This window comes from Oscillibacter sp. PEA192 (assembly GCF_003574015.1).
Taxonomy (GTDB): Bacteria; Bacillota; Clostridia; order Oscillospirales; family Oscillospiraceae; genus Oscillibacter; species Oscillibacter welbionis.
Genome location: NZ_AP018532.1, coordinates 213,879 through 232,760, shown reverse-complemented (window position 1 = coordinate 232,760; position 18,882 = coordinate 213,879). Strand labels below are relative to the sequence as shown.

The window sequence follows — 18,882 nt, the reverse complement described above, 5'->3', positions numbered from 1 at the left end:
TTGATTTCTCTATTAGGTTGCGGCTCCGGAAAGCCGGGCATCCGGAAGGATGCGTGGACGATTTATTTTTTCAGCTCACCGGTGGCCAGCTGAGTGAGATACGCGTTGATGAAGCCGTCCAGATCGCCGTCCATAACGTTGTCGATGTTGCCGGTCTCATAGCCGGTGCGGGTGTCCTTCACCATCTGGTAGGGCATGAACACGTAGGAGCGGATCTGGCTGCCCCACTCGATCTTCATCTGCACGCCCTTGATGTCGGAGATCTTCTCCGCGTGCTGCTGCTGCTTCAGCTCCACCAGCTTGGCCCGCAGCATCTTCATGCAGTTGTCCTTGTTCTGAAACTGGCTGCGCTCCTGCTGGCTGGCCACCACGATGCCCGTGGGCTTGTGGATGAGGCGCACGGCGGATGAGGTCTTGTTCACGTGCTGGCCGCCGGCGCCGCTGGCCCGGTAGACCTGCATCTCAATGTCCTCCTCCCGGATCTCCACCTCGTCGTCATCCTCGATCTCGGGCATGACCTCCACCGCGGCAAAGCTGGTCTGCCGGCGGGCGTTGGCATCAAAGGGAGACACCCGGACCAGCCGGTGGACGCCGTTCTCACTCTTCAAAAGGCCGTAGGCGTTGTCCCCCTGGATGGCGATGGACGCGGATTTGATGCCCGCCTCGTCGCCGTCCTCATAGTCCAGGATCTGATAGGTGAAGTCGTGGCGCTCCGTCCAGCGGGTGTACATCCGGTAGAGCATCTGGGCCCAGTCCTGGGCCTCGGTGCCGCCGGCGCCGGCATGGAAGGTCAGGATGGCGCTGTGGCCGTCGTACTCCCCAGAGAGGAGCGTGGCCATCCGGGACTCCTCGATCTTCTCCTCCAGGGTCTGGAAACCGGACTTCAGCTCTTCCAGCAGCTCCTCATCCTCCGCCTCCTGGCCCATCTCGCACAGGGCCGTCAGATCCTGCCACTCGGTCACCAGCTTGTCCTGGCGGGCGATCTTGTTCTGCAGCTGCTTGAGGCGCTGCTGCACCTTCTGGGATCGCTCCAGGTCGTTCCAGAAGCCGTCCTGGGCGGTCTCGTCCTCCAGCTTTCGGGCCTCCGCGCGGGCGCTGTCCATGTCCAGCGCGGCGGAGAGCTTCTCCAGCTCGGGCCCCAGGTCCCGGAGCCTCTGCTTATATTCGTCGTATTCGATCAAAGCCATGTGCTCTCTCCACTTCCTCAAATTTCATTAGCCATAGTATTATATCGGAGGAACGTTTGTTTGTAAAGAAAAACCCGTAAAAAAACGGAAAATCCCGGGCCGTCTGTGTATTTCAGGGGACAATTTCGTTTTCCAGGATGCGGCCGGACCGGAATCTTTTTTCCCGAATGGCGAAAAGTTCATAATTTGTTCATGATTGCCGGGCACTTTCCCGGTATGTTACATGTAGAGAGATAGAAGCTGGAAGCAAGCCTTTTGGAATATGATGGAGGAAAGAGGACTATGAAAACATTTTGGAAGAAAAAGCTCCCGGCGTGTCTGCTGGCGCTGGCGCTGCTGGCCGGAACCGTTCCCATGGCGTCTGCGGCCTCGGCGGATCTGACGTACGATGTGGACGAGGACAGCGGCGTCTGGCTGGATGCGGATGACTTTCAGGAAATCTATGAGGACGACAACGGCGGATACCTTGAATACGTGGAATTCACCGATTATGATGACTTTGACGATTACGGCTATTTCACCTTCGAGGACTTTGACCGTTACGGGTTCGACGACGTGGATTCCAAGGCGCTGGAGAACTACGAATTCTACTATGACCGTGCTGATGCGGACGATTACGACATCGACCTGGACACGCTGCGGTTTGAGACCTATGACAACATCGACAGCGACACACTGGATTTTGATGTCAGGCTGTACGGCGACGAAGGGTCATTCTATGCAACGGTCCGCATTGATGTGGAGGGTGGCTCCCGCTCCGGCTCCGGCGACGTGGAGCTGACCTACAAGGTGGACCCCGGTGACGATGTGACGGTGGACGCCGAGGATTTCTGGGACCTCTTCGACGAGGAAGACGGCCGCTATGACGAGCTGGAGTATGTGGAGTTCACCAGCTACGATGATTTCGATGACTTCGGATATTTCGGTGCAGACGGATACGACAGCGATGACTATATCCCGGACTATGAGCTCAATGACAGCGATCTGGACGATGCCATGTTCTATTACGACGAGAACGACGTCTGGTACGACTATGACTTTGAACTGGACACGCTGACGTTCTACGCCGACCGGAACGCCGACGCGGACACCCTGGCCTTTGACTTCACCATGCACGGCGTGGACGGTGACAAGGTATATGGCACTCTGTACATCGAGGTCGGCAAGGGCAGCGGCACCAGCAGCAAGGGCGACCTGACCTATCAGGTGGACCCGGACGACGATGTGACGCTGGACGCGGAGGATTTCTACGATTTCTTCTACGACGAGTCGGATTACGACGAACTGGAATACGTGGAGTTCACCGACTATGACGACTTTGACGATTACGGCTGTTTCTACGCCGACGGATACGATTCCGACGACTACACCCGGGATTACGAGCTGAACGACAGTGACCTGGACGACGCCGTGTTTTACTATGATGAGGACGATATCTGGGACGACTATGACTTCGAGCTGGACACGCTGACCTTTGCGGCGGACCGGAATGCCGATGAAGACACCCTGACCTTTGACGTCACCATGCGCGGCGTGAAAGGCGACAAGATCTCCGCCACCCTCACCATTGAGATCGGCAAGGGCAGCAGCACCGGCACCAAGGTGAAGGGCGACATCATTTACGAGGTGGATCCCGACGACAGCGTGACCTTTGACCGGGACGACTTCTGGGATTTCCTGGATGACGAGACCGGGGACGATCTGGAGTATGTACGGTTCACCGACGCCGACGGACTGGACGACTGGGGCGAGCTGTACAGCTACGACTACGATGATGACCGGACGTACTTTGACGAGAGCGACCTGGACGACGGTTATTTCTACTACGACAGCAAGGACCTGTTCTACGACGAGGACTTCACCCTGGATGACCTGACCTTTGTGGCGGACAGGGACGCCGACGGCAAGGTGGTGGAGCTGGACTTCACTGCCTACGGTGAGGACGGCGACAAGGCCTACGGCACCGTGGCCATCGCCATCGGCGATGTGGGGGGAACCGGCGTGGCCGCAGAGGGCGGCGATATCCGCTATTATACGGATTACAGCGGCCGAGTGCAGATCAACGCCAACGACATCGCCCGGTTCTTTGAGGAGAGCTACCCCGGCTATACCCTGCAGTATGTCACCTTTAAAGATGCGCCCACTTACGGCAGCCTGTACTACAACTACTACGGTACCAGCAGCTACGGCAGCTCCAGCAGCCTGCGCATCACCGACGACAACTGCGACGACATAGATTTCTACTTCAGTCCCTCCAGCAGCCAGCACGCCCTCAGCGAGCTGACATACATACCCAGCGGCGTCAACTACTGCGCCCAGATCCCCTTCACCGCTTACGGCTCCGGCAGCCGTTCTGTGTCCGGCACCATCCTCATCAGCGTGAACCTCAGCGAGGTGCCCGACGTTTACGGCCCCACGCCCAGAAACACGGCCGTCACCTTCCCCGCTGCCTCCATCTACACGGCGGTGGCCCAGTCCAGCGGCCTGGGTCTGGCCAGCATCCAGCTGCTGGAACTGCCCGCCACCAACGAGGGTGTCATCTACGTGGGCAGCGGCACCTCCAAGCGGGCGGACACCGAGACCCTGTACGGCTACTCCAGCGGCAGCGAGCGGATCAGCCAGCTGCGGTTCGTGCCGGCCAGCGGCTTCACCGGATCTGTGGAAATCCCCTATGTGGCCTGCAACAGCAGCGGCGATCCCATTGCCAGCGGCAAGCTTTGCCTGGGCATTGTCAGCGCTATGGAGGACTTCTCTGATATCACCTCCTCCACCTGGTGCTATAAATATGTACTGGAGCTCAGCGACGCCGACGTGATCGACGGATACAGCGACGGCACCTTCAAGCCCGACAACCAGGTGACCTACGGCGCGGCGCTGAAGCTCATCATGCTGGCCGCTGGCTATGACGAGCAGAAGCCGGTGAACTCCAACGTGTTCAGCGGCTATCTGGCCCGGGCGCAGGCGGACGGGCTGGTGTCCGGCAGCGTGAACCTGAACGCCCCCATCACCCGGCTGGCGGTCAGCCAGATCGCGGCCAAGGCCATGGGCCTCAGTATCAGCAACCTGTCCAGCGTCCGTCCCTTCACCGACACCACGGACCCCTATGTCCAGGCGCTGAATGCCGCAGGCATCGTGGAGGGCTACTTCAGCAACGGCACCAGCACCTTCAAGCCCTACAACACTCTGACCCGGGGCCAGATCTCCGCCATCGTCTGGCGGATGGAGCAAGCCCAGTAAACCGGGAAAACAACAGCGGACCGCTGAAGCGGTCCGCTGTTCTCTGTTATACAAAAGCACCGCAGAAAACTGAATGCATCTTTCCCCGCTCCTTTGGGGCAACCGGAAACGATGCGCCAAACCTTTCACCACAGCATTTGCCCTTATCTACGATGCGCCCAATGCGTATAAAGGTTTATGGGGGAGAGCGGTCACTTCAGCAGGGCGCTGTACACATCCTGAGGGATGGTGAACTCCACCATGCCCATGTAGCCTGCAGCCACTGCGTACTCGTCGAACACCAGAACCAGATCGCCGTCGGCGTTCCAGTAAAAGCTCTGCTCCGGGTCAATAGCGGTGAATTCGTCCGTCAGATAGCTCAGGGATGCGTCCGCGGCCATCTGCTCCTCCATCTGCCGCAGGACTTCCGCGGACAGGACAGAGACGTAGTCCGCATCAGGCCGGAACAGATCGCTGAGGGTGACGGCTTCACCCGTAGCTTTGTTGATGTGGTAGAATCGGGTGAAATTGTAGCCGCTGGCCTCGGTCCTCGTGGCATCGATCCGCAGAGTGAACCAAGTATCGCTGTCCGTCACCACAGAGGAGGTCACATCCAGGCCCTGGTAGCTCTCGCCCGCAGCCTCGCAGTCCGTCTGGAACTGGGCGATCAGCTGATCGGTATAGGCCTGCACCTGGTCGTTGATCTCGTCTGCAGCGCCGCTGCCGCCCAGCTCCGGGACGTGGACGTCGGCAGTGCTGTGACCATCGTCATACTGGTAATCCCGGAAGGTGATGACCCGCACCACGGCGCCCAGCCCCGGGATTTCTTCCATGGCGGCAGCCGCCGCGGGAGATACATTGGGAATGGCCACGAATACGGCCAGGGCCGCGGCTACGCCGACCAGCCAGCGATAGGAACGTTTTTGCTTGTTTTCTTTCATGTTCGTCTCCTTTAAAGCGGCGCAGGTGTCCCGCACCTTTCCGGCATACGTCTCCGGCAGGGGGAAGGGTTCCTGCTTCGCCCGCTCTTTCAGTCGCTTGTCGAATGGCTCCACCTTGCGCACCTCATTCCTCGTGTAATAGTTGTTTTAGCCGGGACCGCCCTCGGGAGAGACGGGTCTTCACCGCCGCCTCGCTGATGCCCAGAACGGCGCTGATCTCCCGGATGGAGAGGTCCTCATAATAAAACAGGGTCACGACCGCCCGCAGGTCGCTGTTCAGCGCCATGACCGCCTGCCATAGAGACAGGCGCTCCGCCTGGTCTGCCGCCGGAGCCGGCAGGAAGTCCTGGATATCCGCCAGGTCCACCGTGGTCCTCCGCTTCCGGCAGAACTCATAGCACTTGTTGACCAGAATTTTCAGGATCCAGGGTCGGAACCGCGCCGGGTCCCGCAGACTGCCGCGGCCGGCATAGGCGGCGCAGATGGCCTCCTGCACGGCGTCCTCCGCATCTTCGTCCTGGTGAAGGATAGCCTTGGCAGTGCGGAACATGGTCTCCTGGTTTCGGATTACCTGGTCGCAGAATATTTCTTTGTCCAACAAAAAATTTGTCATGGCGGGACTGAGCGCTCCTTTGGGTTCGTTTGACCGGTCACTTATTAGGATGCGGTTTCCGCCGAAAAGGTGACAGCCGGAAGAAAGAAAAACAAAAAACCGTCCGCCTCTTTCCGGCGGACGGTTTCAGGCTCAGACAGACAGGGACTCGGCCAGCTCCAGGCCGGGGTTGTGCTTGGTGAGAAAGCCCACGGACCACTCCCCGCCGAATGCCACCAGCAGGCGGCCCTTGAAGTCCTCCAGCAGGGCGGCGCCGGTGCACAGCACCAGATCCTCCGGCTTGCAGGGGCAGGCGGTGATGACCCGCAGGTGCTCGTAGGGCAGTCCCTCCATGTAGAGCTCTACGCCGTACTCGCTCCTCATCCGGTACTGGAACACGTCGAACTGCAGGGTGCCCACGACGCCCACGATGACCTCCTCCAGGCCGGCGCCGGGCAGCTTGAAAATCTGGATGGCGCCCTCCTGGGCGATCTGCTCCGTGCCCTTGATGAACTGCTTGCGCTTCATGGTGTCCTTGGGAGACACCCGCATGAAGTGCTCCGGCTCGAAGGTGGGGATGCCGGAGAACTTGAATTTCTTTCCAGGCACCGTCACCGTGTCGCCGATGGAGAAGATGCCGGGATCAAACACACCGATGATGTCCCCGGCGTAGGCCTCGTCGATGATCTCCCGCTCTGCGGCCATCATCTGCTGGGGCTGTGAGAGGCGCAGCTTTTTGTTGCCCTGGACATGAAAATACTCCGTGTCCCGCTCAAACTTGCCGGAGCAGATGCGCATGAAGGCCAGCCGGTCCCGGTGGGCCTTGTTCATATTGGCCTGGATCTTGAACACAAAGGCGGAGAAGTCCTCGCTGAACACATCCACCTCCCCCTGGTCGCTGACACGGGGCAGGGGCGGCGTGGTCATGCGGAGGAACTCCTCCAGGAACGGCTCCACGCCGAAGGTGGTGAGGGCGGAGCCGAAGAACACGGGGGACAGGGTGCCGTTCCGCACAGCCTCCATGTCAAACTCCCGTCCGGCCCCCAGCAGCTCCACCTCCTCCCGGAGGGCGGCGGCCTTTTGTGCGCCGATCATGTCCTCCAGCGCCGGGTCGTCCAGGGCCACCTCGGCGGAGCCGACCTTCTTGCCCCGCTCCTCCGCCTGGAAGAACAGGATGCGCTGCTTCTCCCGGTCGTAGACGCCCTGGAACTCCTTGCCGGAGCCGATGGGCCAGTTGACGGCATAGGTGTCGATGCCCAGCTCCCGCTCCACCTCCTCGCACAGTTCCAGGGGGTCTTTGGTCTCCCGGTCCATCTTGTTGATGAAGGTGAAGATGGGGATGTGGCGGATGGCGCAGACCCTAAACAGCTTCCGGGTCTGGGGCTCCACACCCTTGGCGCCGTCAATGACCATGACGGCGGAGTCCGCGGCCATCAGGGTCCGGTAGGTGTCCTCGGAGAAATCCTGGTGGCCAGGGGTGTCCAGGATGTTGATGCAGAAGCCGCTGTGCTGGAACTGCAGCACGGAGGACGTGACGGAGATGCCCCGCTGCTTCTCGATCTCCATCCAGTCAGAGGTGGCGGCGCGGGCCCGCTTTCCCTTGACCTCGCCCGCCTGGGCGATGGCCCCGCCGTACAGCAGGAACTTCTCTGTCAGCGTGGTCTTGCCGGCGTCCGGATGGGAGATGATGGCGAAGGTCCTCCGCCGGGAAATTTCAGTGCGTAGTTCAGACATGGAATATCCTCCAGAAAAATATCAGAGTATGGGCCATCTTCGACCCACGGCGCTTTTGCGCCGTCCAAGCGTTTTGCCAAGGCAAAACCTTGGCGAAGGGCGGATTCACTCCGCCCGGAGCAAACGCAAATCAGGGCTCCCGCAAAAGCGCCAGCTTTTGTGGGACGATGATGGCGAGGGTCCTCCGCCGGGAAATTTCAGTGCGTAGTTCAGACATGGAATATCCTCCAGAAAAATATCAGAGTATGGGCCATCTTCGACCCACGGCGCACAGCTGCATGCGGAATCCGGGGCGGTCAGACCGCGAAAAACGGACGGGAGGAGTCTCCCGCCGTGTGTATTCTCGAACAATGTACCATATTTTGTGCCGCTTTGCAAGATTTCCCGCAGCTATCCCGCAAAAAATCCGATGATTCTGTACCACAGGGAAAACCAGCGGGGACCGGCTGATGCCGGTCCCCGCAGATTGCCTGTTCCTTGGCGGGAGATCACTTGATTTCCACGCCCATGGCGTCCTCGTAGTATTTGGCCAGTGCGCACTGGTCCTCGTCGATCATGCCGCGGGCGTCCATCCAGTCCATCTGCTCCTTGACGATCTCCGTCATGGGCAGCTCCACCCCCAGGTGGGCGGCCACGTCCATGGCGTTGTTGATGTCCTTCAGGTGGACGGCGATCCGGGCACTGGCGGAGAAGTCTCGGCTCAGGAGCTTGGGGACCTTTCCGTCCATCACTGCGCTCTGGGCAAAGCCGCCCTTGATGGCGTCAAAAAGGGTCTGAGGATCCAGCCCGGCCTTTTTCGCAAAGGCGAATGCCTCTCCCATGGCGCACAGATGGATGCCCACCATCATGTTGTTGGCCACCTTGGCGGTGCTGCCGCAGCCGGAGGGCCCCATGTAGGTGGCGGTCTTACCCATCATCAGCAGGTAGGGCCGGACCTCGTCAAAGACCTCTTTCTCGCCGCCGCACATGATGACCAGGGTGCCGCCGTTGGCGCCGGTCTCGCCGCCGCTGACCGGGGAGTCCAGCAGATAGAAGCCCTTCTCCACCGCCGCGGCGTGGAGCTCCTGAATCACATAGGGAGAGGTGGAGCCCATGTCCACAATGGTGGTGCCGGGCCGGGCAGTCTCCATGATCTCCGTGATGGTGGCCTTCACGATGGCGTTGGTGGGCAGGCACATGAAGATGATGTCGCAGGTTTTGTACAGCGTTTTAGCGTCGTCCAGGACCTTACCGCCCCGGGCGGCAAACCGCTCCCGCAAAGCGGGCACGGGGTCGTAGCCATAGATGTCGCAGCCGCTCTTGTCGATCAGATTGCCTGTCATGCCGTAGCCCATCACGCCAAGGCCCAGATATCCAAGTGTTTTCATGCCCATTGACCTCCTGTTCTAAATTCCGGAAAGGACTGCCCTGTTATTTCCTGCGGGGCGGGATGTGGACCGCGCGGCCCAGTGCGTCCAGCGCACACTCCCGCATGGTCTCGGTGACGGTGGGGTGGGAATGGATGGTGGCTGCCAGCTCATCCAGCGTCAGCTCGCTGCCGATGGCAAGCGCCCCTTCGCAGATCAGATCCGTGGCGCGGGGCCCAATGATGTGCATACCCAGCACCTCGCCGTATTCCCTCCCGGCGATGATCTTCACCAGGCCCTCGCCCCCGTTCAGGATCAGAGCCTTGCCGTTGGCGCTCATGGGGAACTTGCCCACCATGTAGTCGATCCCCTGCGCCTTGGCCTGCTCCTCTGTGAGACCCACAGAGGCAGCCTCCGGCTCGATGTACACGCAGGTGGGATTGGTGGATTCGTCGTAGTGGGCCTCCATGCCGCAGATATTCTCCGCAGCCACCTCGCCCATGGCGCTGGCGGTGTGGGCCAGCTGGGCATAGCCCTTGACACAGTCGCCGATGGCGTACACGCCGGGCACGCTGGTCTCCATCTTGTCGTTGACGATGATCCGGCCCCGGTCGTTGGCAAGGCCGGCAGCCTCCAGGTTCAGGCTGGCGGTGTTGGCCTTCCGGCCGATGGCCACCAGGACCTTCTCCGCCTCAAAGCTGACAGTCTCGCCAGCCTTGTTCCGGCAAGTGACCTTGGCGCCCACGGGAGAGGCCTCCACGGCCTGCACCGGGCACTCCAGGTTGAACGCCATGCCCATCTTCTTCATGTGGGCCACGCCGATCTTGGTCAGGTCGCCGTCCAGCATAGGCAGCATGTGGTCCAGCGCCTCCACCACGGTGATCTTGGTGCCGAAGGCCGCGTAGGCGCAGGCCAGCTCCAGGCCGATGACGCCGCCACCGATGACCACCATGCTCTTGGGCAACTGTTCCAAGCTCAGGGCGCCGGTGGAGTCGATGCAGTTGGGATTCTCCTTCAGACCGGGGATGGGCGGCTGGGCGTTGACGGAGCCGGTGGCCACGATGATGGCGTCGGCGGTCATCTCCTCCACGGAGCCGTCGGACTTCTTCACAGAGAGGGTCTTGGGGCCGGTGAAGCTGGCCTCGCCGTCGATCTTCACCACCTTGTTGGCCTTCAGCAGTCCCGCTACGCCACTGGTCAGCTGTTTGGAGACGGCGTTCTTGTGGGCGATCACCTGGGGGAAGTTCACCCGGACGCCGTCCGCCTCCACGCCGATCTCCGCGCCCTGGTCCTTGATCTGGGACACCAGCTCTGCGCTGTGCAGCAGGCACTTGGTAGGGATGCAGCCAATGTTCAGGCAGGTGCCGCCCAGGTGCTCCCGCTCCACCAGGGTCACCCTGGCGCCCAGCTGGGCCGCCCGGATGGCGGCCACATAGCCGCCGGGGCCGCCGCCGATGACCAGCACCGTCCCAGGCCCGTTGGGGGCAGCCGCGGCCTCCACAGCCGGGGCGGCAGGTGCCGCGGCTGCGGTGGGGGCCCCCACCTGCTCGCCGGGCCGGCCGATGTAGCCCAGCAGGCCCTTTACCGGCACGTCGGCGCCCTCCTGGGCCACGATCTTCAGCAGGACGCCGTCGGTTTCCGCCGCCACCTCGTTGGTCAGCTTGTCGGTGGTAATCTCCAGCAGGGGCTCACCGGCCTTGACGGGATCGCCCTCCGCCTTCAGCCACCGCTCCACGGTGCCCTCCTCCATGGTCAGCCCCAGCTGGGGCATTTTGATTTCCGTTGCCATTGTTTACGCTCCTCACAGCAGGATGTCCATGGGATGCTCCAGCAGATCCCGGACTGTCATCTCGAATTTGGCCGCCACCGCGCCGTCCAGCAGTCGGTGGTCGAAGGTCAGGGAGATCCGCAGCACCTGATGCTTGGCGATGGTGCCGTCGTCCTCCATCACCAGCTCATCCTCCGTGCAGTTGACGCCCAGAATGGCCGCGTCCGGCTGGTTGATGATGGGGGTGAAGCTCTCCACGCCGAACATGCCCAGATTGGACACAGTGAAGGTGGAGCCCTTGTACTCGTCGGCGCCCAGCTGGTTGGCACGGGCCCGCTCCGCCAGATCCCTGGCCTTGGCGGACAGGGCCTCCAGGCTCAGAAGGTCCGCGTCCCGGATCACGGGGACGATGAGCCCCGCGTCCAGAGCCACCGCCATGCCCAGATTCACATGGGCCCGGCGGATGATCTGCTCCCCGTCCAGGCTCACCAGGATCTCCGGATGACGGCGCAGGGCCTTGGCCACGGCCTTCAGCACAAAGTCATTGACAGAGAAGGCATGGCCCTCCTCCTTCAGCTTTTTGCGGAAGGCCAGCAGGGCGGTGACGTCCACCTTCACCGTCTGGGTGACGGTGGGGATCTCCACAGCAGAGGTGTACATCCGCTGGGCCACCACCTTCCTCATGCCGGTGAGCTTCTCCACCGTGTCACCCTCCATCAGCTCCAGATTCTTCACCGGGAAGGCGGTGCCGGAGACAGCCGCAGGCGCGGCGATCTTCCGATCAGCAGGGGCGGGAGCAGCTGCCTTGGGCGCGGATTCCGCCGCGGCCAGGATGTCCCGCTTGACGATCCGGCCGCTGGGGCCGGTGCCGGTGAGGACGGTGTAGTCCACGCCCATCTGTCCGGCGATCTTCCGGGCCAGGGGAGAGATTCGGATCCGCTTGCCCCCGGCCGCCGGGGATGCCGCAGGGGCAGAAGCCAGCGCAGCCGCAGGCTCCGCAGACGGGGCAGCAGAAGCCGCGGATACAGCGGGGGCAGTAGTCTCCCCCACCTGTTCGCCGGGCTGGCCGATGTAGGCCAGCAGTCCCTTCACCGGCACATCCTCGCCCTCCTGGGCCACGATCTTCAGCAGGACGCCGTCCTGCTCGCTGGTGATTTCATTGGTGAGCTTATCAGTGGTGATCTCCACCACCACGTCCCCGGCCTTTACAGCGTCTCCCTCGTGCTTGATCCACTGGGAGACGGTTCCCTCCTCCATGGTCAGGCCCAGCTGGGGCATCAGTACTTCATAAGCCATCTCACACGCCTCCTCACTTGTTCAGCACGCGCTTGACAGCCCGCACGATATCCTCCGGATGGGGGAAGTTCTTGTCCTCCAGCACCGGGCTGAAGGGGGAGCAGATGTTCAGGCCGCAGACCCGTTCCACCGGGGCGTCCAGCTCATCAAACAGCTCCTCTGCGATCTGGGCAGAGAGCTCACCGGCGTAGCTGCCCCGCTTGACCTCCTCGGAGACGATGATGACGTTGTGGGTCTTGGAGACGGACTTCACGATGGCATCCCAGTCCAGGGGCACCAGAGTCCGCAGATCCAGGACCTCCACGTCGATGCCCTCCGCCTCCAGGGTCTGGGCGGCCTCCAGGGCGAAGTGGACCTCACGGCTCCAGGTGATGACGGTCAGGTCCCTGCCCGCCCGCTTCACGTCCGCCGCACCCAGGGGGATGGTGTACTCCCCATCGGGGATCTCCTCCTTGTGGGCGTACAGCAGCTTGTGTTCCAGGAACACTACCGGGTCGTCGTCCCGGATAGCGGACTTCAGCAGGCCCTTGGCGTCGGCAGCGGTGCAGGGGGCCACCACCTTCAGTCCCGGGAAGTGGCAGAAGAAATTCTCCAAGCACTGGGAATGCTGGCCTGCGTTCCGGCGGCCGGCGCCCATGGGCGCCCGCAGGACCATGGGGACGCTGCACTGTCCGCCGGTCATGTAGCGGATCTTGGCAGCCTGGTTGAACAGGGGATCCGCGCACTCCGTGGCGAAGTCATCGTACATCAGCTCCACCACGGGCCGCAGCCCCCGCATCGCGGCGCCCACGGCCATGCCCACAAACCCCTCCTCGGAGATGGGAGTGTCAATGACGCGGTTGGGGCCGAACTCCTCCAGAAAGCCCTTGGTGATGGCGAACACATTGCCCATGACGGCCATGTCCTCGCCCATGATGAAAACCTTTTCGTCCCGGAGCATTTCCTCGTGCAAGGCTTCACCGATGGCCTTGCTGACGGTGATCTTCTTGCTCATCTCGCCACGCACCTTTCGTTGTCAGTCACATACATATCATCCAGCACCGTCGCGGGGTCCGGATATGGGGACGCATCCGCGAACTTCACAGCCTCGTCCATCTCGGCCTCTGCGTCCTGCCGGATGGCGTCCAGCTCCTCCTGGGCGGCGCCGCTCTCCAGCAGCCGCCGCCCCAGCTTCTCGATGCCGTCGTTTGCCAGGGCGTGCTCCATGTACTCCTTGGGGCGGTAAACCGCCGGGTCACCGCAGTAGTGGCCCTGATAGCGGTATACCTTGGCCTCCACCACATAGGGTCCCTTGCCGCTGCGGGCGTGGTCCAGGGCGACCTTCATAGCCTCATACACCGCGATGGCGTCCGTGCCGTCCACCACGGCGTAGGGCACGCCGTAGGCCGCGGCCCGGGAGGCCAGATCCGGGGTGTTGGTGACCCGGTGGATCTCCGTGGACACGCCGTAGCAGTTGTTCTCAATGAACCAGACCAGCGGCAGCTTCCAGGCGGCGGCCATGTTCAGGGACTCGTGGAAGGAGCCCTCGTTGGTGGAGCCGTCGCCGAAGCAGCCCACGGTGACGGAGTCGTCCCCCATGATCTTGGAGGCCAGGGCGCTGCCGGCGGAGATGGGCTGCCCGGCGCCCACGATGCCGTTGGCGCCCAGGTGGTTCATCTTCTCCATGTCCGCAATGTGCATGGAGCCGCCCTTGCCCTTGCAGTAGCCGGCAGCCTTGCCGAACAGCTCCGCCATGGCCCGCTTGGGGTCCGCCCCGCGGGCGATGGCATGGCCATGGCCCCGGTGGGTGGAGGTGAAGTAGTCCCTGGGCTCGATGGCCGCGAAGGCACCGGCCTCCGCTGCCTCCTGACCGATGCTCAGGTGGATGTTGCCCGCCAGCATGCCCTTGGTGAAGCACTCGGCGGCGTGTTCCTCAAAGGCCCGGATCCGGACCATGTCCCGGTACAGGGACAACAAAAAGCTCTTTTCATAGGTAGCCACGATTCAACACGACCTTTCTCAGTGTACGATGGAATAGTAGATAAATACAGGGATCAGGGACAGCAGCGGCAGAATGACCGTCTCCATCGCCACGTGCTTGTAGCCCTTCTTATAGGACACGCCGGACAGGGCGAACAGCATCACTACGGTGCCGTTCCAAGGCAGGGTGTCCAGTCCGCCGCAGGCGATGGAGGCCACCCGGTGGATGATCTCCGGCGTGTAACCCCAGGAGATGAAGGTCTCACCGAAGAGCTCCAGCGCGATAGTCAGGCCGCCGGAGGCGGAGCCGGTGATTCCGGCGATGATGGTGGTGATGGCCGCCACCTTCACCAGGCCCGGCAGCGGCAGGTTGATGATGTTCTCCTGCACCAGGGCAAATACATCGGTGGCGGAGACCACCTTGCCCACGCCCACCACGGCAGCGATGATGATGCAGGGGAAGATCCCGTTGTTGAAGCCCTCGGAGACAATTTCTCCAAAGCCCTTGACGCCGCCCAGGGATTTGCAGAAGAACAGGAGGGACAGCACGCACCCGGCCGTGAGGCCGTACAGCAGCTCCACACCGAAGCCGTTGATGAGGACGAAGGTCACCACCATGGGCAGCAGGGAGATCCAGAAGCCCGGAGCCCGCTGCTCCAGCTCTTTCTCGTCCAAAATGCCGCCCTGGACCTGGTAGAGCTCGATGGCCGCCTCCGGGTCGTCATGACCCTTCTTCACCTGCCAGTAGAGGTAGCCGACACCTACGACGATCATGAACAGCGTGGCCAGCACGCCCTCCACCGGGGCGGCGGTCAGCGCCGTGCCCAGAATCTGAGTGGGAATGATGTTCTGCATCTGCAGGCTGCCGGGCATCTGGCCCATGGCAAAGGTGGCGATGGCCAGGCCGGTGATGCCGGGGAACAAGTACCATGGGATGCCCGCCTTGGGGAACAGGATCTTGGCAAAGGGCAGCAGCACGAAGATCATCACGGTCACCTGGATGCCGCCGTACACCAGCAGGGCGCCTACCAGCACGTAGATCAGCAGCGTCCACTGGGTTCCGGCCTTGTTGATGAGGGTGCTGCTGATGCGCCAGGTGGCGCCGCTCTTGTCATACAGCGCGCCCAGCAGGGCGCCCAGGGCGAAGATCACCAGCCAGCTGCCCACGAAGTCCTTCATGCCGATGAGGAAGGGGCCGTCCGCCCCCACCAGGGAGGCCGCCACGTCCAGCCCGCCGAACAGGGCCACGATGGCCGCAGCCAGCACTGCCGCCAGGAACATGCTGATTTTTTTGTAAGCCGCAAAGATCAGCACCGCGAATGCCAGAATGATTCCAATCACGCTCACTACGATCATGTTGTCTATATCCTCCCGTCCTTCTCTGTCAGATTTGATGAAAGCGGCGCCCGTTGCCGTGTACCCTCCTTTCCCGCGCCCCCCAATATGTCTTCCAATTTGAATTTTAGCAACTGGCAATTCAATAGTGAAATACCATGTTTTTATGCAGGAATAACAAAAACTTATAAACAGCTAGTCAAAAAAATGTCAATTCGCACTTTTGGCATAAAGAAAATCTTGATTTTTCAATAAAACTCCTTTATTCTTAAAGAAAAGCGCGGCGGTGCGCCGCCGGAGGGATGGGAGGTCTGCCGGATGCTGAATCTGAAGCGGCTGCAATATCTGGACGCGGTCTACCAGTATAAGAATTTCACCCAGGCCAGCGAGGCGCTCTACGTGTCCCAGCCGGCCATCTCCTCCGCCGTCCAGGCGCTGGAGGAGGAGCTGGGGGTGCGGCTGGTGGTCCGCAGCTCCAAGGGCGTTACCTTTACATACGAGGGCGAGCAGTTTATGATCTGGGCGCGGCGCATCCTCAGCACCTGTGAAGCGGCGGAAAATGCCATGCGGGATCTGGCCGGCACGGCGGAACAGCGCCTGCGGCTGGGAATCTCCCACGTGCTGACGAATCCCATCGTGCCCATGATCTTCTCCACCTTTCTGCGGGAGCACCCCAAGGCGCAGATCTACCTGAACGAGGGCTCCATGAACAAGCACGTGGAGATGGTGACGGGTGAAATGCTGGACCTGGCTTATAACGCCTTCCCCACAGCGCCGGAGGCGGAGGAGCTGGAGATCATTCCTATGGGCACTATGGAGATCCACGCGGTGCTGCATCCGGACCATCCCCTGGCGCGGCTGGACCGGATCCCCCTGGCGCGGCTGGGGGAGGAGAAGCTCATTATGATGGACGCCCAATCCAAGGTGAAGGAGTTGATGAGCCGGGAGTTTGAGCGCCATCAGGTGATCCCGGACATTCTCTTCAACTATGACCAGGTGCTGTGCATGGCGAATCTGGTCCGCTCCTGCCGGTACGTGGGCATCATCAGCGTGGCCCAGGGCCAGCAGGCCCTGGGCTGCGAAGGGCTGGCGATCCGCCCCTTCGAGGAGCCGGTGGTGTTCGACGTGGGGTTCTTTCTCAAAAAGGGGCGCTATCTGCCCAAGCTGGGGTGGGAGCTGATCCGCTTCATCCAGGAGAACACCCTGCGGGGCGGCACCTAACCGCGGGAACTCCTTTCCAAAACATCATGGCAAAAAAGCTGGCTGCCCGACGGGCAGCCAGCTTTTTTGCGACGCAGCTGCATCGCAGAAATTTGTGAACGGTATTTCCCTGCCCTTCCCAGGCAGCAGGATCCGAATGCGCCCCCTCATGCGCAGCGGCGAGCGTTTCTTTTCGCGGTGCGCTGCCGTACTTGTGAAGCTCCGTGCCTGTTCAATGGACCGTATCCTGAAACAGCCGGACCATGGCCGCCACGGCGCGGTCCGCCCCGTCGGGGTCATGGGCGAGGACGGCTTCCATGATGGCGTAATGGGTGTTGTAGATCCGCAAATTGATCTCCCGCAGCTGCTCCGGTGTGTAATCCCGAATCGTCTCCACAAACACATCCGTGTTGAGGCGGACAATCACGTCATTAATCAGAGAGGCCAGCGTGTTGTGGCTGGCCTTGGCCAAAGCGCTGTGGAACGCCACATCATACTCCTGGAAGCTGAAGAGGCTGTCCAGGTTGGCCTTCGCGCCCTCCAGGGTCTGCCGGAGCGCCTCAGCATCCTCCTCCGTGTGGTGGATGGCAGCCAGACGGGCGCAGCTGCGGTCGTTGATATGCCGATACTCCAGCAGCTCATCCAGATTGATGGCCCCCATGGCCACCAGGTTTTTCAGGGGCTCTTCCACGGATTTCAGGGAGACGCCCCGGATCACCGCGCCGCCGGAGCTGCCCACGGCGGTTTCGATCAGTCCCTCCTGCTGGAGCATCCGCAGCGCTTCCCGCACCACAGGGCGGCTGCGCTGGAACATCTCCGCCAGCTCCCGCTCCGGCGGGAGCCGGTCCCCCGGACGCAGTTCCCCGGAAATGATCTTGGGGTAGATCTGATTGTAAATAGCCTCGGACGCCCGCTGGGTCTTGGCAGGCGTGAAGAGGGCCTTGGAAGAAGGCTGCTCCATCATGGTTCTCCTTACCCTTCCTGCTTTTTGTGAAAAGTATATCATACTCGAAAGCCGGAATCAAGGGAGAGTCCGTAGGATGCCTGCAGGAGTGGCGAGACATATCCGCACGCGACATTGTTAAAAATTGTGCAAAATAGCTCGTTATTTTAATAACGCTTGACGAGCATTGGGTAAAGTGCTATAAAATAAAGCAAGAAATATAAATGGTAAAACCATTTATAAGGCAACATATTTTGTTGTCAGGCCGGCGGCACGACTGTCATGTCCCGGCAGCAAGCGACCCTTCGCAGAGAATCGACAGGATAAAAGAAAAAGGAGTGTTTGATGTGAAAAAGACGTTGGCAATGGTATTGGCACTTGTGATGATGTTTACCCTGCTGACAGGCTGCGGCGGTGGAGGCGGTGATTCCGGCGGAGACGGCACCGGCGCGGAATACACCTGGCGCATGGCGCTGAACGGCAGTGCCCCCGGCGAGCTGGGCTATGATATGGCCACGTTCTTCAAGGAGAAGGTAGAGGAGCTCACATCCGGCCGCGTCTCCATTGAATTCTACGGCGGCAACAGCCTGGGTTCCACCACTGAGGTGCTGGAGGGCATGGCTGCCGGCGTAGCGGACATCACCTGCGAGTCCGTGGGCACGCTGGCTCCCTTCACAAATCTGGCAAATATCGACATCATGCCGTACATCTACAACGGTTACGACCACTTCCAGGCGGTCTGGGGCGGCGAGCTGGGCCAGGAGATTCTAGACACCGTGGGCAATGACTCCGGCTTCAAGCTGATGGGCGCCGGTTACCGTGGTGCCCGGATCGTGACCGCCACCAAGGAGATGAAGACCGTGGAGGACTTCGCCGGCTTCAAGCTTCGCAGCCCCAATCTGGAGGGCTACATCAAGGTTTGGGAGTGGATGGGCTCCGCCCCGACTCCCCTGGCTATGGGCGAGACCTACACGGCTTTGCAGCAGGGCACCGTGGATGGGCAGGAGAACTCCATCCTGGACTCCCAGAGCTATTCCTTCCAGGAGGTCTGCCCCTACTGGATTCTGACCAACCATGTATACAGCGCCAACACCATTATCATGGATAAGGCGTACTTTGAATCCCTGCCGGAGGACATCCAGTCCGCGCTGGAGGAGGCTGCCGTCTATGCCGGCGAGCAGATCGGTCAGGAGGTGCTGGAGCGGGAGGATGCCGCCAAGGAAGAGCTGACCGCGGAAGGCGTCACCTTTGTGGATGTGGACAACGCCGCCTTTACCGAGCATTTCAGCGGCTATGCGGAGGCCAACTTCCCCGATCTGGCCGACTGGTGCAACCAGATCCGTGCACTGGCTCCCAATGCCTGAC

The 18,882-nt window shown here is 61.3% G+C and carries 14 protein-coding genes; 3 read left to right on the top strand and 11 right to left on the bottom strand.

Going from position 1 to position 18,882, the window contains the following annotated elements:
* Positions 1-62 precede the first annotated feature (62 nt).
* The gene (gene prfB, locus DN611_RS01065; RefSeq protein WP_021751408.1) at positions 63-1,187 is read right to left on the bottom strand and encodes a peptide chain release factor 2; all 1,125 of its coding nucleotides are present in this window, start codon (positions 1,185-1,187) and stop codon (positions 63-65) included.
* A 282-nt stretch (positions 1,188-1,469) separates the two neighbouring features.
* Here prfB and DN611_RS01060 point away from each other — a divergent pair, with 282 nt between their 5' ends.
* On the top strand, positions 1,470-4,424 hold the full coding sequence (locus DN611_RS01060; protein ID WP_119310444.1) for an S-layer homology domain-containing protein: 2,955 nt from the start codon (positions 1,470-1,472) through the stop codon (positions 4,422-4,424).
* A gap of 191 nt (positions 4,425-4,615) precedes the next feature.
* On the opposite strand, the gene DN611_RS01055 is transcribed toward DN611_RS01060, so the two are convergent.
* From DN611_RS01055 to DN611_RS01015, 9 genes are all read right to left on the bottom strand, one after another.
* Complete coding sequence (locus DN611_RS01055) at positions 4,616-5,458, bottom strand: RsiV family protein (protein WP_145985040.1); 843 nt, start codon at positions 5,456-5,458, stop codon at positions 4,616-4,618.
* A gap of 10 nt (positions 5,459-5,468) precedes the next feature.
* On the bottom strand, positions 5,469-5,957 hold the full coding sequence (locus tag DN611_RS01050) for an RNA polymerase sigma factor (protein WP_021751404.1): 489 nt from the start codon (positions 5,955-5,957) through the stop codon (positions 5,469-5,471).
* A 132-nt stretch (positions 5,958-6,089) separates the two neighbouring features.
* Positions 6,090-7,670 carry a peptide chain release factor 3 gene (locus DN611_RS01045; RefSeq protein ID WP_021751403.1) on the bottom strand — a complete coding sequence of 527 codons (1,581 nt, stop codon included), beginning with the start codon at positions 7,668-7,670 and terminating at the stop codon, positions 6,090-6,092.
* A 488-nt stretch (positions 7,671-8,158) separates the two neighbouring features.
* The gene (locus DN611_RS01040; protein ID WP_025545638.1) at positions 8,159-9,037 is read right to left on the bottom strand and encodes an NAD(P)-dependent oxidoreductase; all 879 of its coding nucleotides are present in this window, start codon (positions 9,035-9,037) and stop codon (positions 8,159-8,161) included.
* 43 nt (positions 9,038-9,080) lie between these two features.
* Positions 9,081-10,805 carry a dihydrolipoyl dehydrogenase gene (gene lpdA, locus DN611_RS01035; RefSeq protein ID WP_119310442.1) on the bottom strand — a complete coding sequence of 575 codons (1,725 nt, stop codon included), beginning with the start codon at positions 10,803-10,805 and terminating at the stop codon, positions 9,081-9,083.
* Between the two features lie 12 nt (positions 10,806-10,817).
* Positions 10,818-12,080, bottom strand: coding sequence for a dihydrolipoamide acetyltransferase family protein (locus tag DN611_RS01030; protein ID WP_025544777.1), 1,263 nt, complete (start codon positions 12,078-12,080; stop codon positions 10,818-10,820).
* Between the two features lie 13 nt (positions 12,081-12,093).
* Positions 12,094-13,074: an alpha-ketoacid dehydrogenase subunit beta gene (locus DN611_RS01025; protein WP_119310441.1), complete on the bottom strand. Its 981-nt coding sequence runs from the start codon at positions 13,072-13,074 to the stop codon at positions 12,094-12,096.
* Positions 13,071-14,015: a thiamine pyrophosphate-dependent dehydrogenase E1 component subunit alpha gene (locus DN611_RS01020; RefSeq protein WP_051319924.1), complete on the bottom strand. Its 945-nt coding sequence runs from the start codon at positions 14,013-14,015 to the stop codon at positions 13,071-13,073. Before DN611_RS01020 ends, DN611_RS01025 begins: the two co-directional genes overlap by 4 nt.
* A 63-nt stretch (positions 14,016-14,078) precedes the next feature.
* Complete coding sequence (locus tag DN611_RS01015) at positions 14,079-15,395, bottom strand: GntP family permease (RefSeq protein ID WP_021747770.1); 1,317 nt, start codon at positions 15,393-15,395, stop codon at positions 14,079-14,081.
* A gap of 297 nt (positions 15,396-15,692) precedes the next feature.
* Here DN611_RS01015 and DN611_RS01010 point away from each other — a divergent pair, with 297 nt between their 5' ends.
* On the top strand, positions 15,693-16,595 hold the full coding sequence (locus DN611_RS01010; protein ID WP_025544778.1) for a LysR family transcriptional regulator: 903 nt from the start codon (positions 15,693-15,695) through the stop codon (positions 16,593-16,595).
* 211 nt (positions 16,596-16,806) lie between these two features.
* Here the strand turns inward: DN611_RS01010 and DN611_RS01005 are convergent, their stop codons facing one another.
* A complete protein-coding gene (locus DN611_RS01005) occupies positions 16,807-17,535 on the bottom strand; it encodes a FadR/GntR family transcriptional regulator (protein WP_025544779.1) in 729 nt (242 codons plus the stop codon).
* 329 nt (positions 17,536-17,864) lie between these two features.
* Between DN611_RS01005 and DN611_RS01000 the strand changes: the two genes are divergently transcribed.
* Positions 17,865-18,881 (top strand): TRAP transporter substrate-binding protein, encoded by a 1,017-nt coding sequence (locus DN611_RS01000; RefSeq protein ID WP_036629491.1) that lies wholly within the window; start codon positions 17,865-17,867, stop codon positions 18,879-18,881.
* The last annotated feature ends 1 nt before the right edge of the window (position 18,882 follow it).

Coding starts and splice junctions, on each gene's coding strand:
- DN611_RS01040 (WP_025545638.1), bottom strand. CDS start 9,037: ATGAAAACACTTGGATATCTGGGCCTTGGCGTGATGGGCTACGGCATG.
- DN611_RS01025 (WP_119310441.1), bottom strand. CDS start 13,074: ATGAGCAAGAAGATCACCGTCAGCAAGGCCATCGGTGAAGCCTTGCAC.
- DN611_RS01030 (WP_025544777.1), bottom strand. CDS start 12,080: ATGGCTTATGAAGTACTGATGCCCCAGCTGGGCCTGACCATGGAGGAG.
- lpdA (WP_119310442.1), bottom strand. CDS start 10,805: ATGGCAACGGAAATCAAAATGCCCCAGCTGGGGCTGACCATGGAGGAG.
- DN611_RS01015 (WP_021747770.1), bottom strand. CDS start 15,395: ATGATCGTAGTGAGCGTGATTGGAATCATTCTGGCATTCGCGGTGCTG.
- DN611_RS01050 (WP_021751404.1), bottom strand. CDS start 5,957: ATGACAAATTTTTTGTTGGACAAAGAAATATTCTGCGACCAGGTAATC.
- DN611_RS01045 (WP_021751403.1), bottom strand. CDS start 7,670: ATGTCTGAACTACGCACTGAAATTTCCCGGCGGAGGACCTTCGCCATC.
- DN611_RS01005 (WP_025544779.1), bottom strand. CDS start 17,535: ATGGAGCAGCCTTCTTCCAAGGCCCTCTTCACGCCTGCCAAGACCCAG.
- DN611_RS01060 (WP_119310444.1), top strand. CDS start 1,470: ATGAAAACATTTTGGAAGAAAAAGCTCCCGGCGTGTCTGCTGGCGCTG.
- DN611_RS01020 (WP_051319924.1), bottom strand. CDS start 14,015: ATGGTCCGGATCCGGGCCTTTGAGGAACACGCCGCCGAGTGCTTCACC.
- prfB (WP_021751408.1), bottom strand. CDS start 1,187: ATGGCTTTGATCGAATACGACGAATATAAGCAGAGGCTCCGGGACCTG.
- DN611_RS01010 (WP_025544778.1), top strand. CDS start 15,693: ATGCTGAATCTGAAGCGGCTGCAATATCTGGACGCGGTCTACCAGTAT.